Annotated in this window: 14 protein-coding genes; 2 read left to right on the plus strand and 12 right to left on the minus strand. The window is 74.0% G+C overall.

Features of this window, described 5'->3' with window-relative positions; genetic code table 11:
• Positions 1 to 69: 69 nt before the first annotated feature.
• Complete coding sequence (locus ACZ63E_RS16305) at positions 70 to 459, plus strand: STAS domain-containing protein (RefSeq protein ID WP_465336765.1); 390 nt, start codon at positions 70 to 72, stop codon at positions 457 to 459.
• On the opposite strand, the gene ACZ63E_RS16310 is transcribed toward ACZ63E_RS16305, so the two are convergent.
• From ACZ63E_RS16310 to ACZ63E_RS16360, 11 genes are all read right to left on the minus strand, one after another.
• On the minus strand, positions 426 to 809 hold the full coding sequence (locus tag ACZ63E_RS16310; protein WP_465336767.1) for a response regulator: 384 nt from the start codon (positions 807 to 809) through the stop codon (positions 426 to 428). The genes ACZ63E_RS16305 and ACZ63E_RS16310 overlap by 34 nt on opposite strands.
• On the minus strand, positions 806 to 1,066 hold the full coding sequence (locus ACZ63E_RS16315; protein ID WP_465336768.1) for a hypothetical protein: 261 nt from the start codon (positions 1,064 to 1,066) through the stop codon (positions 806 to 808). Before ACZ63E_RS16315 ends, ACZ63E_RS16310 begins: the two co-directional genes overlap by 4 nt.
• Complete coding sequence (locus ACZ63E_RS16320; RefSeq protein WP_465336770.1) at positions 1,066 to 1,707, minus strand: response regulator; 642 nt, start codon at positions 1,705 to 1,707, stop codon at positions 1,066 to 1,068. Before ACZ63E_RS16320 ends, ACZ63E_RS16315 begins: the two co-directional genes overlap by 1 nt.
• A 78-nt stretch (positions 1,708 to 1,785) precedes the next feature.
• On the minus strand, positions 1,786 to 2,244 hold the full coding sequence (locus ACZ63E_RS16325) for a DUF6292 family protein (protein WP_465336772.1): 459 nt from the start codon (positions 2,242 to 2,244) through the stop codon (positions 1,786 to 1,788).
• Positions 2,245 to 2,303: 59 nt separating this feature from the next.
• Positions 2,304 to 3,005, minus strand: coding sequence for an RraA family protein (locus tag ACZ63E_RS16330; RefSeq protein WP_465336774.1), 702 nt, complete (start codon positions 3,003 to 3,005; stop codon positions 2,304 to 2,306).
• 9 nt (positions 3,006 to 3,014) lie between these two features.
• Positions 3,015 to 3,344: a divalent-cation tolerance protein CutA gene (gene cutA, locus ACZ63E_RS16335; RefSeq protein ID WP_465336776.1), complete on the minus strand. Its 330-nt coding sequence runs from the start codon at positions 3,342 to 3,344 to the stop codon at positions 3,015 to 3,017.
• Positions 3,345 to 3,354: 10 nt separating this feature from the next.
• Entirely contained in the window at positions 3,355 to 4,524 is a 1,170-nt protein-coding gene (locus ACZ63E_RS16340; RefSeq protein ID WP_465336778.1) for an MFS transporter, read from the minus strand.
• Between the two features lie 90 nt (positions 4,525 to 4,614).
• Positions 4,615 to 6,189, minus strand: a complete 1,575-nt coding sequence (locus ACZ63E_RS16345) for an Hsp70 family protein (RefSeq protein ID WP_465336780.1) — start codon at positions 6,187 to 6,189, stop codon at positions 4,615 to 4,617.
• Position 6,190: 1 nt separating this feature from the next.
• On the minus strand, positions 6,191 to 7,399 hold the full coding sequence (locus tag ACZ63E_RS16350) for a hypothetical protein (RefSeq protein WP_465336782.1): 1,209 nt from the start codon (positions 7,397 to 7,399) through the stop codon (positions 6,191 to 6,193).
• On the minus strand, positions 7,396 to 8,871 hold the full coding sequence (locus ACZ63E_RS16355) for a dynamin family protein (protein ID WP_465336784.1): 1,476 nt from the start codon (positions 8,869 to 8,871) through the stop codon (positions 7,396 to 7,398). Before ACZ63E_RS16355 ends, ACZ63E_RS16350 begins: the two co-directional genes overlap by 4 nt.
• On the minus strand, positions 8,868 to 10,715 hold the full coding sequence (locus ACZ63E_RS16360) for a dynamin family protein (RefSeq protein WP_465336785.1): 1,848 nt from the start codon (positions 10,713 to 10,715) through the stop codon (positions 8,868 to 8,870). The genes ACZ63E_RS16355 and ACZ63E_RS16360 overlap by 4 nt, the downstream gene beginning before the upstream one ends.
• Positions 10,716 to 10,752: 37 nt before the next feature.
• Between ACZ63E_RS16360 and ACZ63E_RS16365 the strand changes: the two genes are divergently transcribed.
• Complete coding sequence (locus ACZ63E_RS16365; protein WP_465336786.1) at positions 10,753 to 11,634, plus strand: hypothetical protein; 882 nt, start codon at positions 10,753 to 10,755, stop codon at positions 11,632 to 11,634.
• Between the two features lie 139 nt (positions 11,635 to 11,773).
• Here ACZ63E_RS16365 and ACZ63E_RS16370 read toward each other — a convergent pair whose 3' ends face one another.
• Positions 11,774 to 14,356 carry an AAA family ATPase gene (locus ACZ63E_RS16370; protein WP_465336788.1) on the minus strand — a complete coding sequence of 861 codons (2,583 nt, stop codon included), beginning with the start codon at positions 14,354 to 14,356 and terminating at the stop codon, positions 11,774 to 11,776.
• Positions 14,357 to 14,382 lie beyond the last annotated feature (26 nt).

Genomic DNA, 14,382 nt, shown 5'->3' on the forward strand with positions numbered 1-14,382 from the left:
CAGATGCACTATGCTTGAGGTCCTGGTTGAACCGTCAGCCGCCGCTACCCGATGAAAGGGTGTGCCGCGATGGTTCCCGAACCCCGCCCGGCCGACCACGATCTCACCGGCGCCTGGGTCAACGCCCACGGCGACATGTCCCTGCGGGTGGTCCGCCCCTCGCGCCGCAGCGTCGTGGTCGAGGTGGCTGGCGAAATCGACCTCTCCACCGCGCGCCGGCTCGACGAAGTCCTCCAGTCCCGGATCCGCAGCCAGGTCGAAGAGGTCGCCATCCACCTCGACGGCGTCACGTTCTTCTCCGTCGCCGGGCTGAACTCGCTGCTGCGGGCGCAGCTGCTCGCCGACGCCGCGGGCGCCCGCCTCGCCGTCAACCCGGGGCGGTCCCGCGCGGTGCTGCGGCTCTTCACGTTGCTGCCGATGGACTTCTACGGCGTGATGAACCCCCGGCCGGTCGGCTGACCCCGGATCACGAAGGCGTGCCGCGGCCCAGCCGCCGGACGGCTTCGACGATCACCGTGTTCGGCGAGCCCGGCCATCGACGCCCGGTCCGCGTAGGCGGAGAAGGCCAGGATGGCGGTGCCGGGGCTGCACCGCGCGATCTCGCGCGCGGCTCGCGCGCCGCCCCCGCCCGGCATCCGGACGTCGAGGACCGCGACCGCCGGCCGGTGGCGCTCGGCGAGCCGGATCGCCTCGTCGGCGTCGCGGGCGACCGCGACCACCGCGATGTCCGGCTCCTCGTCGAGGACCCTCTTGAGGACGTCGCGGATCATCACGTCGTCGTCGGAGATCAGCACGCGCAGCTCGGTCACGGTTCGAGCCCCGTCACGTCGGGCAGCATCGGCACCCCGGGCGACGACCGTGCCGTCGCCCGGGGTGCCGGCGACCGACAGCCAGCCGTGCGCAGCGCGTTGGTCGCGAGCTCGGTGACGACCAGCAGCACGTCGTCGACGACGGTGCTGTCCGCCCAGGCGAGCAGGGTGAGCCGGGCGAACCGGCGCGCTTCGGCGAGTCCGCCGGCCAAGTCGGTGAGGGCGCACTCCGCGCGGGACCACTGGTGCACCCGCATCAGCCGATGAGGCCCTCCCGGCGGGCGACGGCCACCGCTTCGAGCTTCGACCGCGCGCCGAGCTTCTCCAGCACCCGCTGGACGTGGTTGCGCGTGGTGTTGCGGGAGACGCCGAGGCGCCGGCCGATTTCGTCGGTGGTGGCGCCTTCGGCGAGCAGGTCGAGGGTCTCCCGCTCGCGCACCGTCAGCCCCGCGCCGGGCGCGCTTCCGGTGAGCTGGTCGAAGACCCCGGGCAGCAGCTCCGGGTCGAAGACCACCCCGCCGGCGGCCACGTCCCGCACCGCGGTCTCCAGCACGCCGAGCTGCGACGACTTGAGCAGGAGCCCGGCCCCGCCCGCCTTCGCCACCTGCACGGCGATCGCCGCGGTCGCGTCGCCGGTCAGCACCAGCACCCGCGCGCCGCCCGAGCCGAGCTCCGCGATGACACCGAGGGCGTCGCCGTCGGAGAGCCACCGGTCCAGCACCACGACGTCCGGCTCGTGCGCGCGCGTGTCGAGGACGGCTTCGACCCGCGACCGGGCGCGGCCGACCACGGTGATCCCGTCGGCGCGGTCGAGCGCCTGCTGCAGCGCCTCCGCCACCATGTCGTGGTCCTCCACGAGGAGGACGCGAACGGGACGGGGTGCGTCGGGGCTGCTCACGGGGATCCCTCGCTGGACGGCGGCTGCCGGCGCATCTTAGGCGCTCCGCGGGGTTCCTTCCTCCGGTGTGGACGCCGCTCAGAAGCCCGGGGAACTCGGCCGCAGCAGGCCTTCGGGCCCGGTCACCGGCAGCCGGCCGACGAGCTCTTCGTGGTCGCCCGCCGTCCGCAGCACCGGCGGGCGGACCGGCCCGGCCGGCGGGGTCGCGGAGCGCAGCCCGTCGAGGAACCGGACGACCGCGTCCGCGGGAGGCACCACGTCCCCGCCGAGGTACCCGAGCACCTCGGCCGTTTCCCCGCCCGCGGGCTCGGCGACCGCCGCCCAGCCGTGCACCTCGTGCCAGACCAGCGCGAGGTCGTGGTCGTGGTCCGGCCGCGCGCGGTCGAGGGCCACGTAGCCGGAGCTGGGCACACCGAAGTCGAGCGAACACGATTCGAAGCCGACTCCGGCGGCCTTCGCGACCCGCCCGAGGTAGGCCCGCAGGCCGCGGGCGAAGTGGTATTCGGTGTCCTTGCCGAAGTCCATGAGCTTGTCCACGGTCGTGCCTCCCGGGCCGGTGCGCTGCCCGGATACCCGGTGCCGGCGCGGTTACACGCTCACTCCTCGATCGCGCCGCCGACGGCACGCAGGTGCGCGCGGAAGGTCAGCGCCGGGTCGGTTTCCCGCGCGGCGAGGAAGTCGCGGAAGCGGACCTGGTCGCGCAGCGGCTCGCCGGCGCGGATCCGGTCGGCCTGGCGGCGTTCGGTGTCGCGGATGCCCTCGGCGAGCGTGAACAGCTCGCCGGCGCGGGCGAGCGGGACGAACAGGACGCCGTCGTCGTCACCGAGCACGAGGTCCGCGGGCCCGATCCGCCAGGTGCCGACGACCGCTTCATCGAGTCCGCCGTCGACCCGCGGGCCGAGGCTCAGCGGGCCGGTCGGGAGCGAGCCGAGGCTGAACACCGGCAGGCCGATGGCGCGGATGTCGGCGGTGTCACGGTGCAGCCCCCAGATGACGACCCCCGCGAGCCCGGCCGCGCGGGCCTCCAGCACCACCAGGTCGCCGACGCAGCTTTCGTCGAGGCGGCCGCCGTTGTCGACCACCAGCACCCCGCCCGCGGCCGCGTTCTCGAACGCCTCCAGGAAGACGTCGACACTGCCGACGTGCCGGGCGGGCACGGCCGGGCCGAACAGGCGGCTGCCCGGTTCCACCGCGCGGGTCGTGGCCGGGGCGCAGCGGACCGGGAGCCCGGCCCGGATGCACGCGTCCGCGAGGTGGGCGGTGGTCAGCGTCTCGAAGCGGGTTCTGAGGTCGTCCATGCCGACCAGCTAACCACCGTTCCCGGTTTCGGCGGTCACCCAGGCCAGGTATTCGGCGCTGCCGCCTTCGACGGGCGTGGCGATGATCTCCGGGAGGTCGTAGCCGTGCAGCTGCCCGAGCCGTGCGGTCAGCGCGGGCACCCGGGCGGCGGTCGTCTTGATCTCGACGCGCCACTCCTGGTCGCTGCGGACCTCGCCCTCCCAGCGGTAGACGCTGGTCACCGGGCCGACGATCTGCGCGCACGCCCCCAGCCGTTCCGCCACCGCCGCGGCGGCCAGTTCCCGGGCCGCCGCTTCGGAATCGGTCGTCGACGTCACGATCACGTGCTCTGCCACCATGTCCGCGAGGCTACCGGCGCAGGCGGGCCATCGCCGCCGCGCCGAGCAGCGGCCCGACGGCGAGCAGCGGCACCGCGGCACGCCAGCCGACGGCGTCGGCCACCAGCGGCAGCAGCTGGATCGTGCCCGCGCTCAGCAGGAACCCGAAGGCCGTCATCGCGGTCAGCGCGGTGCCGACGTAGCGCGGGTCCGCCGTTTCGGCGAGCGCCGCGGAGAACTGGCCCGAGTCGGCGATCACCGCGACACCCCACACGAGCAGCACCGGCAGCAGCAGGCCGGCGCCCGCCGCCGGGTACGACAGCAGGGCGCAGCCCGCGCTGACGAGCATGGCCGCCGTCGCGACCACCACGCGGCCGCAGCGGTCGGACAGGACACCGCCCAGCACGCAGCCCGCCGCCCCGCACAGCCCGATCACGGCGAACGTCGTCAGCCCGCCGGGGCCGCCGGTCGCGGCGAGGTAGGCCGGCAGCCACGCCCACAGCGCGTAGAGCTCCCCCATGTGGCCGAAGTAGCCGAGGCACACCAGCCGCTGACGGCGGTCGGCCGCCATCCGCAGCAGGTGCCGCGGCTGCCACGGCGGCGCCGGCGCCAGGTCCGGGCCCGGCCGGACGAACACCGCCGAGATCACCGCCCCGGCCGTCGCCAGCGCGGCCGAGCAGAGCAGAACGGCTTGCCACGGCAGGGAAGCCGGCGCGGACCGCAGGCTCGGCAACGCCGACCCGACGGTCAGCGCGGCCAGCAGCACGCCGAGCGCGAACCCCCGCCGCCGCGGGAACCACGACACCACGACCTTCATCCCGACCGGGTAGACCCCGGCGAGCGCGAATCCGGTCAGGAACCGCAGCGGGACGACGGCCCCGTGCGCGCCGGCGCACCACGGCAGCACCGCCGTCGCGCCCGCCGCCAGCAGCGCGCTGCCCGCGATCAGCACCTGCGGCCGGACGCGGTCGGCGAGGTTCAGGGCGGCCGAAACCACCGCGCCGCAGGCGAAGCCCACCTGGACGGCCGCCGTGAGCAGGATGGTGTGTTCGCGCGAGAGGCCCCATTCCGCGCGCAGCGCCGGAACCACCGCGGACGCCGAGAACCAGACGCTCATCGCGCACACCTGCACCGCGGCGAGGAGCGCGAGCTGCCGGGCGCCCGTCGTGGGCCGCGCCGGCGCCGGCCGGAGAGTGATCACCGGTCCTACTTGCGCTCACCCGGCGATGCGGGTCAACGCCCGGTCACGCCTCTTCACCCCATGGGTGGGAAAACTTCTCACATCCTGGGCTCAGGTCGTGGGCTTCGCGCTCGTCGAGGTCGTCGGCGTGGTGGTCGTGGTCGGGGTGGTCGTGCGGGTCGGCGTGGTCGTCCGCGGCGGGGTCTTGCGCCGGGTCGTGGCCGGCGGGTTCGTGTGCGGGGGCACGACCGTCACCTGCGCCGGCTGCGAGTCCTCCGGCGACGGCAGGGTCACCAGCGTCGGCGTCTCGGTCGCAGAGCTCGACGCCGGCGGGGTCGTCCCGGACGGGGTTCCGCCCGAGCTGCTCACCGCGACGGCCACCCCGCCGATCGCGACGACCGCGACCGCGCACAGGCCGACCACCACGCCCCGGCGGGAAGCCCGCCGCCCGGGGCTCGCGGTGTCGGACTTGCCGCGCCCGAGCGACGGCGGCGGCGCACCCGCGCCGAACGCCGGCGCGGCCATCTCGCGCGTCTCCTCCCGCGGCGCCGGCACGCGGACGACGTCGGGCGGCGGCGGCACCGGCCGGAGCGCCGGCTGCGACCGCGTCGCCTGCACCAGCCCGGACCGCCCGGACGCCAGTGCCGCGGCGCCGAGCGCGACGCCGTACTTCGGGTGGATGTCGACCGCGGTCGGCCGGCCGAGCTCCGCCGACACGAGCTGGGACACCAGCGGGATCCGTGACGAGCCGCCGACCAGCAGCACCGCGCCGAGGTCGGCCGGCCGGAGGTTCGCCGAGCGCAGCGCCCGGTGCAGCGACCCGATCGTCGCGGTGATCGACGGGCGGACCATCTCCTCGAACTCGCCGCGGGTCAGCCGCACCTCGGTCTGCACCGACGGCAGCAGCACCGGGACGGCAGTCTCGGTGTCGGCCGACAGGGCTTCCTTGGCCAGCACGCACTCCTGGCGCAGCCGGACGACCGCGGCCACCGCGCCGGCGTCGTCGGGGTCGATCTGCGACAGCTTCCCGTCGAGCGCGCGGTCGACGTGCCCGAACACGGCTTCGTCGAAGTCGACCCCGCCCAGGCCCTCGATCCCTTCCGGGGTGCCGAGGATCTCGAAGCCGCCGCCGCGCTTGCGCAGCACGGTCGCGTCGAAGGTGCCGCCGCCGAGGTCGTAGACCGCGACGACGGCGCCGTCCTCCAGCCGTTCCTGGGCGGCGTAGTGGGCCGCCGCGGCCTCCGGCTCGGTGATCAGCCCGACGTGGTCGATCCCGGTCAGCCGGGGCACCTGCTCGAACAGCTCGCGCTTGTACGGCCCCCAGTTCGCCGGGTGCGTGAGCGTGATCCGGTCGGGCCGGCCGCCCTGCTGCCCGGCGACCGTCCGCACGACGTACCCGAGCAGGTGCGCCATCAGCGACGCCACCGAATGCGGCGCGCCGCCCAGCAGCACCGGTGTCGGGTCGCCGAGGCGCCGTTTGAACTCCCGCGCCACGCGGTCCGGCTCGACGGCCGCGCGCCGGCTCGCCGCGTCCCCGACCAGCACCCCGCCGTCGGCGCGCAGCAGCACCACCGACGGGATCGCCGCGGTGCGGTCGCCGAGCGACACCATTTCGACGTGGCCGGCACTGTCGACGGCGGCGGCCGTGAAGGTCGTGCCGAGGTCGATGCCCAGTCCGTAACCCATGTCAGCCTCCGCCGGCGGTGTGCGCGTGGTCAAAAGTCGGGTGCTCGTCCGGGACCGGCTCCGGTTCCTCGGCGTGCGTGGGGTGTTCGTGGTGGTCCTGGTGTTCGTGGTGGTCTTCGGGCGGCGGCGGGTCCACCGGCTCCGGTGGCTCCGGCGGCGGTTCGTCCGGCACGCCACGTGTCTCCGGCTCGTGGTGCCGTGGCGGCTCGAACGGGTGCTTCTCCGCCGCGGGCGGGCGCGAGCCGGTCACCTCGCCGGCGTCGTGGTGCGCGGGTTCGCGTTCGGTCGCGAAGCTGTGCCGCGGCGCCGGGTGCTCGGCGAGCGTGGCCGACGCCGCCATCGTCGTCTCGACGGCCGCCGGCGCGGTGTCCACTGTGGACGGCTGACGGGCGAAGGTGACGACCGGTGGCGCCGGCGGCCCGGGCAGCGACGGCGCCGGGGCGGTGACCGACGCGGTCACGGTGGTGCCGCGGGCCTTGTCGGTGATCACCTCGGTCTGGTGGATGGTCGGCCCGGCCGGCTCGCCGAACGGGTCCTCGGCCCTCGCCTGCTCGTCCACGCCGACCTCGACCTCGATCCCCGGCGGGCCGGTCTCGGCCTCGTCGAGCACGACGGTCTCCTCCTGGAACACCTCGATGTCGCCGTGCCCCGGCGCGTCGGGGGTCAGCTCGTAGGTCAGCGACCCCTGGTGCTCCACGGTGATCGTGCCGTCGGGGTTCTCGTGGATCACGACGTCGGCGTCCTGAACGATGTCGATGTCCGTGTCGCCGGGGGTCCCGTCGCCGGGCACGACGAGGTGCTGGTGGTCGACGTACACCTCGTCGTGGCCGTGGTTGTGCACCACGAACCGCTCGGTCGCGTCGATGACGAAGTTGCCGAACTCGTCCTCGCGGACGTCGATCTGCTCGAACTCCTCGACGGTCGGCAGGTCCTCCAGCGGCGTGCCCTCTGTGGTCTCCGGGTGCCAGACCGTGCCGGTCTGCGCCTCGACGGAGCCGTTCTCCCCGCGGGTGACGGTGCTGGTCTCGACGTGCGGCACGTACTCGTGACCGCTGTCCTGCGCGGTCTCCGCGGCGGCCGGTTCCGGCTGCGGCGGGGGCGGTGGGGGCTGGCTCGCGCCCGGCGTCAGCAGGTTGCCGGCGACTTCGGAGGCGACGGCGCCGGCGACGGCCGTGGCCGCTCGCTTGATCTTCTTCGGCAGTTCGGTCACGACAAGACCTCCGCCCGGGCTTCGCTGAGCAGGATTCCTTCGCAGGTGCGGACCAGGACACGGGCGGCCTCGCGGACGTCACGCGGCGACGCGGGGTGCTCGGCGCGCCGCTGCCACCTCAGCAGCTGCGCGCCGAGCGCCTGCCGGACCGCGGCGCGGCCCGCGTTCCCCGGCAGGTTCAGCCGGCTCGCCGCGTCCACCCCGGCCGCGCCGAGCAGCCGTTCCGCGTCGCGAGCCTCGTCGGTGGTGAACAGGACCACGCCGAGCCGGATCGAGTCGATCAGCTGGATCTCGGCGAACTCGTGGGCGCCGGCGACGATCCGCTCCCACTCGTGCAGCAGCCCGCCGGTGCGGTCCGGGAAGGCGCGCAGCACGAGCTCCGCCGCCTGCAGCGCCGACCGCGCCTTGAGCACGTCGGCCCGGGCGGCGAACTGCGTGGTCAGCAGCGAGCGCAGGCCGTGCAGGCCGCTGCGGGCCAGCAGCTCCCCCGACAGCGCCCGCGCGCCGGTCACCAGGCCCCCGCGGGTCAGCTCGACCGACAGCCGGACGCCGAAGAGGCCGTAGCGGGCCAGCAGCTCGGCGCGTTCGGCGGCGGGAACGTCCACTTCGGACTCCCCGCGGGCGAACCGGTCGGCCGAGGTCAGCAGCCCGGCGACCTCGGCCTCCGGCGCGGCGGCCAGCACCCGGAACGCGCGGTACTCCGACTCCTTCAGCGTCGCCGCCGAGCTGGCCAGCAGGCCGGCGACCGGCACGACGGTCTGGCAGAGCCCGCGGACCCGCGAGTCTCGGGCGTACCGGCCGGCGATCTTCGCCGCCGAGTCCAGCGCGTCCACCCGCGCGTGCCCGACCTCGTCGGCCCGGGCCAGCACGCCGATGGTGTTCACCGGCCGCCGCTGGGCGGGGTCGTCGTGGAAGGCCTCCAGGAACCGGACGTCGTCGCCGTGGACGTGGCGCATCAGGTAGATCACCGCGTCCGCCGTGCCGACGCCGTCGCCCTCGGGGACCAGCGCCACCTCGGTGCGTTCGGACACCGCCGGGCGCGCCGAGCCGAGCCCGGGCGTGTCGATCAGCGTCATCACCCGCAGGGCGGGCGACGGCCAGTCGACGACGAGCCGGTCGACGTCGCCGGGCGGCAGGCCCAGCTCGAGGCCGAGCGTGCCGGACAGGCGCCCGAACGGCAGCTGGCGCGGCATCCCGCGCACCGGGTGCAGCATGATCCGGTAGGTCGGGCCGTTGCGGTACCAGGTGACGACGCGGGTGCACTCGCCTGCGTCCGTCGCCGCCAGCTCCTGGCCGACGAGCGCGTTGAGCAGGGTGGACTTCCCGGCCTTGACGCGCCCGGCGATGGCGACGCGCAGCGGTTCGGCGAGCCGGCCGGCGATCTGCCGCAGCATCGGCTCGGCGGGGGTGCCGGCGTACCCGGCGCAGGCGCGGGCGACGAACCCGCGGACCTGGAGATACAACGTGGTCATCGGGTCACCGCCGGAACCGGCCGGGACTGCGGCGCGCTGCGCAGGGTGAGCTCGTCGGCGCGGCGCGCGAGCACCTCGAGGGCTTCGATGTCGGCCTCCAGCCGCTTGAGCTCGCCCGCCTCGGACTCGTCGTCGAGGACGGCCTTCTTGGCCGCGGCCAGCGCTTCGGTCAGGGACCGCTGCAGTTCTTCGACCCGCGCGCTGTAGGCGTCGCGGAGTTCTCGTTGGACGGTCCGCATCGCGTCGCGGGAGTCCTTGCCGACCTGCAGGTTGAACTCGTCGACGAACCGGCGTACCGCGGTCTTTGCCAGGCCGCGGCGCTTCTCGAGCTGCCGCTTGCGCTCGTCTACGAACCCCGAGCGGCCCATGAGCAGGCCGGCGGCGACACCGAACGGGGTCGGGATCGCGAGCGCGGCCATCTTCGTCAGCATCGAGAACATCAGGAAACCGCTGTAGGCCTTCTGGAACGCGGCCATCCCGGTGGCGCCGCGGGTCTTGACCCCGGTGAACGACGAGTCGATGTCGATCTCCTCGACCACCTTTACCGGCGCCTGCACTTCGCGCGGCAGCACGGCCTGCGACTCCGCGAGCTCGAAGTGCTCGGCGACCCGGGTGGCGAGGTGACGGGCCTGCTTGACGAACGTCGCGTAGTTCTCGAGCGTCTCGTTCGCGAGGCGCTGCCGCAGCCACTTCTCGAACTCGTCCCAGTTCTTGGCGGGATCGCCGTCTTCGATGGCCTCTTCGGCCTCGTGCAGCACCCCGCGCGAGCGGGCGCGCAGGTCGTAGTCCACATCGGACGAAATGTCGGCGAAGCCGTCGAAGAGCAGCTGCTGCCACTTCGCGGACTGGCTGCGCAGGGCGTCGACGCGGTCGTTGACCCGGCCGAGCTCGGTGACGAGGGCGGCGGACTGTTCGGGGTGGGCGAGCGAGGTCCGGCGGGCGCGCAGGGCGGCGTGCAGCTGCCCGACGGCGGACCCGACGTGCAGCCCGACGGCGTTCAGCGCCGACCGCTCGGCGTCTCCGACGACCCCCTGCAGGCGCTTGACCAGCTGCGGGAAGCCGGACTCGACGTTCATCGCCTGGTCGGCCGAGCGGGCCGCGACGGTCCGCAGCTCCGAGGAGACCGCGACGGTGTCGAGGGTGATCCCGCAGGCTTCGAGGTGGCCGGCGTTGAGCTCGAGGATCCGCCGCCACTGCGGGTGGAGGTCGATCTTGGTGAGGACGAAGAAGACGCTCGGGCAGAGCTCCTTGACCGTCCGGAGGAACCGCAGCTCGGCGCCGGTCAGCTCCTGCGAAGCATCGGAGAGGAAGAGGACGGCGTGCGCCCGCGGCAGCGAGCTGACGGTGACGGCGTTGTGCAGCGAGCCGAGCCCGCCGACGCCGGGGGTGTCGACCAGCACCAGCCCACCGGATAGCAGCTGGCGGCTGATCGACGCGGTGACGGACTTGAGCTTCCGGACGTTCCCCGGGTTCCCGGCTTCACTGACGTGCGAAGGAAGATCGTCGAGGGAGATCCGCTCGGTCCACGGCGGCGACGAAGGGTCGGCCGGCTCGTAGGTCGCCAGAGCCCCGGACTCCGGCGCGAACCGGACGACGGTCGGCACCGCGGTCGCGATGTCGTCGTCGACCGGGCAGATCTTGGCGGTCAGCAGGGCGTTGATGAGAGAACTCTTGCCCTGCTTGAACTCCCCGACGACGTAGACGGTGACGTCCGGTTCGGACAGCAGGCGCCGGGCGTCGGTGAGCCTGCGGACGAGATCGTCCCGCCCGTAGGCCCGCGCCCCCTTGACCGCGAAGTCGAGTGTGTCGAGGGCGATGGCTCCCCCGCCGCTCGGCTCCTGCATGACCGCTCCTCAGTCCTTACCGGATGTCTGCTCAGTAGTGCTCGACGTCGTGGTGGTGGTCGGCGTGGTGCTCCTGGTGGTGCTCGTCGTGGCGGTGGTGGTCGTGCTCGTGGCTCTCGTGGTGCCCGGTGGACGCCTGCTCGTTGAACTGGTTTCCGCCGTGGTGGCCGCTCGCGCCCTGCTCGTTCTGGAAGATGTTGCCGTGGCCGCCCGTGGAAGCCTGCTCGTTGAACTGGTTTCCGCCGCCGGCGCCTTGTTCGTTCTGGAAGATGTTGCCGTGGCCGCCGGTCGAGGCCTGCTCGTTGAACTGATTCCCGCCGTGACCGCCGGAACCCTGCTCGTTCTGGAAGATGCTGCCGTGACCGCCCGTGGAGGCCTGCTCGTTGAACTGATTCCCGCCGTGGCCACCGGAACCCTGCTCGTTCTGGAAGATGCTGCCGTGACCGCCCGTGGAAGCCTGCTCGTTGAACTGATTCCCGCCGTGACCGCCGGAACCCTGCTCGTTCTGGAAGATGTCCCCGCGACCGCCCGTGGAAGCCTGCTCGTTGAACTGGTTGCCACCGTGACCGGCGCCCTGCTGGTTCTGGAAGATGCTGCCGCTGCCACCGGTCGAAGCCTGCTCGTTGAACTGATTCCCGCCGTGACCGCCCGAACCCTGCTCGTTCTGGAACACGTCACCGTGGTGACCGGCCGAAGCCTGCTCGTTGAACTGGCTGCCGCCGCGGCCGGAACCCTGCTCGTTCTGGAAGATGTCCCCACGACCACCAGTCGAAGCCTGCTCGTTGAACTGGTCCCCACCGGAACCCCCCGAACCCTGCTCGTTCTGGAAAATGCTCCCCGAACCTCCACCCGTGGAAGCCTGCTCATTGAACTGATTCCCCCCGGCTCCTTGCTCGTTCTGGAAAACGTCGCCCGATGAAGTCGTCATCGTGTGCACTCCTGCTCTTCGGATCGGTGAAGCCGATGCCCCTCCGTTGTCATCCAGTCTTGGGCCGCGAGCCCCTCCGGTCATGAGTAGCGCGCTACTCGGCTTCGCGGCCGCGGCCGGCGCGGGCTACCTAAGGACCGTCGCCGGGACTACTCCCCTCCGGGCGGCCCACCACCGAAGCGAGCTCGCGGCGGCCGGAAATACCCAGCTTCGCGTAGACGCCGTGCAGGACGTTGTCGACCGTCCGCACCGAAACCACGAGCCGGTCCGCGACCGCGCGGCTGGTCAGGCCCGTGGCCACCAGGCGGGCGATCTCCAGCTCCCGGACCGTCAGGTCGAGCGGTGTGTCCAAGAGGGCCAACGCCGGTGTCGCCGCGTCCTCGCAGGACGCCAGCCATGCCCGCGCGCGGTTGGCCGACGTCGCCGCGCTGCCGAGTTTGCCCGCCGCGCGGTGGGCGCGGGCCGCCTCGGCCGATGCCTCCGCTGCCAGCAGGCGTGCGCCCGTGTCGGCGAAACCCGTTGCCACCTCGTCCAGTTCCGTCGCGGACGCTGCCCGCGCGTGCGCGGAGTAGAGCGCCCCCAGCGTGCCGCCCGGGGAGCCGAAGGAGTCCGAACCCGCGCCGAAGCGGACCAGGTCGTGGCGGATCTCGGCGGCCACCGCGAGCCGGCCCGCCACCTCCGCCGTCGCCGCGGCTTCGGCGGCCAGCTCTCCGGCGCGCGACAGCTCGCCTCGCGCGGCGGCCAGCCAGGCGCGGCTCCACCCGCCGAGAGGATCCGCGGGCAGGCCGGGCACCTCCTCGGCACGGCCGGCCATCGCCGTCGCGCGGGCCAGGGCCGCCACGACGGCCGGCCGGAACGCGTGCGGCCGGTCGTGCTCCTCAGCCGCCAACGCCTCCCGCAACCAGCGGATCGCCGCCCGGATGTTCCCGTACGCCAGCGCCACCGTGCCCAGCGACGCCGCCGCGCCGGCCAGCGCCGGGCCCCAGCGGTCCCCCACCGCGTCCCGGTAGCCCTCCCCGGCCAGGTCTTCGGCCTCTTCGAGCCGCCCCGCCCGGCACAGCGCGACGATCCGCGCGTGCTCCAGCCGGACTCTCGCCCCGGGCGCACAAGCGTCCGAAATCCGCGAAGCCACGGCCATTCCCTCTTCGACGACGCCGAGGCACGCCTCGGTCCGTCCGCATTCGGAGAGAGCGTCCGCGGCGACCACCAGCGCCGCGAGCCGGAGCGGATCGCCGCGGCGGTTGCGGTCCAGCACCGGCCCGAGCAGATCGAGCGCCATCCGCGGCTCACCCGCGGCCGCCCGCAGTGCCGCCCGGGCGGTCACCAGGTCGTCCGCGGTCCCGGACACCCCGGTCTCCGCGGTGTCCAGCACGGCTTCGGCCTCTGGCGCGCGGCCGAGCCCGAAGGCCAGGTTCAGCGCCCGGGTCGCGGCGACGCGGGCGTGCTGCGCGTCCGACACCGTCTCGCCGGCCAGTTCGGCGAGCAGCGCGTCGGCGTCGGAGTGACGGCCGCCGGCCACCCGGACCTGGGCGAGCAGGAACTTCGCCCCGAACCCGCCCCCCATCCGGACGGCCTCCGCCGCCAGCTGCTCCGCCTGCGGGAAGTCCTTGCGCAGCAACGTCTCCGCCGCGGCCCGGACCAGCTGTGGGTCGGTCGGCAGCCCGGCGGCCAGGCGCCACCGCACCAGCCGCGGCTTGTCCTCGGCGCGCCGGGCGCCGGTGAGGTCCAGGGTCTGCGCGAGGATCCGGTAGGTGTCACGCTGGCGCAGCGGTGACGTCCGGCGCCGGATGACCTCGGCGTACAGCGGGTGCGCGAGCCGCACGTTCAGCCGCCGCCCGGTGCGTTCCGAGACGACCAGACCGGCCTGCTCGGTGGTGGCGAGGACCCGCCCGGCGCCGAGGCGCACGAGGGGCTCGCTGCCCAGGGGCTCCCCGAAGGCGAGCAGTTCCAGCAGCCGCCGTTCGTCGGCGTCGACCCGGTCGGTGCGGGTCTCGATCAGCTCGACCAGCCGCGGGGTCGCCCGCAGCGCGCCGCTCCACCGCCACACGCCGTCCCGGGCCGACAGCTCGCCGCTGTCGAGCCCGCCCTGCACGAGCTCCCGCAGGAAGAGCGGGTTCCCCAGGGTCAGGTGCCAGAGCCGGTGCTCGGCGCCGTCGTCGAGCCGGCCGCCCAGCGCGGCGGTGACCAGCTCGGTGGTCTGCGGCCGGGTGAGCTCCCGGACGTCGAGCCGCTCGGCGACGCGGTCCTTCCACAGCGCGAACACCGGGTCGGGCACGCTCACGCCGTGCGGCGCGATCACGATCACGAACGCCGACGCCGTCGCGGCCAGCTGGTGCACCAGGGTCGCCGACAGGTCGTCGAGCAGGTGCGCGTCGTCGACGCACAGCACGAGCCGGCGTCCCTCGGCGCCGCGGGTGAGGTGGCCGGCGACCTGGTTGAGCCGGTGCGCGCGGTCCGCCGGGCCTTCCGTGCCCCCGGGCAGCAGATGCGCGAAAGCGCCGAACGGAATCGTCGAGGCCGACGACATCGCGCGCACCCAATGCGTGCGCGCGCCCCCGGCGGCCAGTTCGGCCAGCAGCACCTTGGCCAGCCGGGTCTTGCCGGCGCCGGCGCGCCCGGTCAGCAGCAGGCCGCACACCTCCGCGTCGGCCAGCGCCCGGCGCGCCGCCGTCAGTTCTTCGTCGCGGCCGACCAGCGGCCAGTTCGTCCCCACACCCACTGCCTCCCCGTGCCTCGCGG

The organism is Amycolatopsis sp. NPDC104819, from assembly GCF_055583145.1.

What these genes read in the sequence shown, in the direction of transcription:
- ACZ63E_RS16305 (WP_465336765.1), top strand. Translation starts at nt 70, where the DNA reads ATGGTTCCCGAACCCCGCCCGGCCGACCACGATCTCACCGGCGCCTGG.
- ACZ63E_RS16315 (WP_465336768.1), bottom strand. Translation starts at nt 1,066, where the DNA reads ATGCGGGTGCACCAGTGGTCCCGCGCGGAGTGCGCCCTCACCGACTTG.
- ACZ63E_RS16330 (WP_465336774.1), bottom strand. Translation starts at nt 3,005, where the DNA reads ATGGACGACCTCAGAACCCGCTTCGAGACGCTGACCACCGCCCACCTC.
- cutA (WP_465336776.1), bottom strand. Translation starts at nt 3,344, where the DNA reads ATGGTGGCAGAGCACGTGATCGTGACGTCGACGACCGATTCCGAAGCG.
- ACZ63E_RS16345 (WP_465336780.1), bottom strand. Translation starts at nt 6,189, where the DNA reads ATGGGTTACGGACTGGGCATCGACCTCGGCACGACCTTCACGGCCGCC.
- ACZ63E_RS16355 (WP_465336784.1), bottom strand. Translation starts at nt 8,871, where the DNA reads ATGACCACGTTGTATCTCCAGGTCCGCGGGTTCGTCGCCCGCGCCTGC.
- ACZ63E_RS16360 (WP_465336785.1), bottom strand. Translation starts at nt 10,715, where the DNA reads ATGCAGGAGCCGAGCGGCGGGGGAGCCATCGCCCTCGACACACTCGAC.